We start from the raw sequence: 1,111 nt of genomic DNA, 5'->3' as shown, positions 1-1,111 counted from the left end.
TGAAGAAGGCCGACATCGAGGACGGCAAGCGTCCCGGCCTCAGCGACGACGAGCGCAAGGAGCTGCGCGAGCTGAAGAAGCGAAACCGCCTGCTCGAGCAGGAGAACGAGGTCCTGCGCCGGGCGGCCGCGTACCTGTCGCAGGCGAACCTGCCGGGAAAATAGTCTTCCCGCTCGTCCGAGAGATGGCCGAGCCCGGCGCCCCGATCCGGGTGCCGGTCACGGTGGCGTGCCGGGTCCTGGGGCTTTCGCCTCAGGGGTACTACAAGTGGCTCAAGGATCCCGTGAGCCGTCGCGACTGGGACGACGCGCACCTGCTGGACGTGATCCGCGACGTCCATGCTGACGATGCGACGTTGGGCTACCGGTTCATCACCGACGAACTGCGCGACGAGCACGGCATCGCGGTCGGCGAGAACCGTGTGCACCGGTTGTGCCGGATCGCACGCATCACCGCCAGCCACCACAAGTCCCGGACATCGAAGGCCGGCGCGACGGGACCGGCACCGCACGACGACCTCCTCGCGGTCGTCAACGAGCACGGCGTCGTGCGGCATGAGTTCGTCGCCGACGGGCCGAACAGGGTGTGGCTGTGGGACATCTCGGAGCACCCGCCCCGGGAAGGCAAGCTCTACATCTGCGCGATCAAGGACGTGTGGTCGAACAAGATCGTCGGCTACTCCATCGACACCAGGATGAAGTCCTCGCTCGCGATGGCGGCTATGCGGAACGCGATCGCGTTGCGCTCACCTGTGGGCACGATTTGCCACTCGGACCGAGGCGGTCAGTTTCGGGCCAAGAAGGTCCAACGTCTGCTGCTGAACAACGGCCTGGTCGGCTCGATGGGCCGCTCCTACGGAGCCGGGGACAACGCAAGCATGGAGTCCTTCTTCGCGCTCCTGCAGAAGAACGTCCTGAACACCCGGCGGTGGGACACCCGCCACGATCTGCGCCTCGCGATGGTCCGTTGGATCGAGACGAAGTACAACCGACGCCGCCGACAACGCGGCCTCGGGAAACTCACCCCGGTCGAGTTTGAGATGATCTACACGACCGCAATCGCGGCCTAACTACGCCAACCCCCGATCGTCAACCAAACTCGGGGCAGTCCC

1 protein-coding gene is annotated in these 1,111 nt (G+C 65.7%); it reads left to right on the top strand.

All coding sequences use genetic code 11. The features are described 5' to 3' along the window. Positions 1–1,069 (top strand): IS3 family transposase gene (locus NHL53_RS14540; protein ID WP_433777612.1). Its coding sequence is split into 2 segments (ribosomal slippage), with 1,067 coding nucleotides annotated over them: positions 1–155 and positions 158–1,069; the frame shifts between segments, so codons are not numbered across the junction. This gene is flagged as partial in the annotation. Positions 1,070–1,111 lie beyond the last annotated feature (42 nt).

The sequence above is a fragment of the Microbacterium sp. gxy059 genome, from assembly GCF_050958665.1.
Classification (GTDB): domain Bacteria; phylum Actinomycetota; class Actinomycetes; order Actinomycetales; family Microbacteriaceae; genus Microbacterium.
This window is presented reverse-complemented; position numbering and strand designations above follow the sequence as displayed.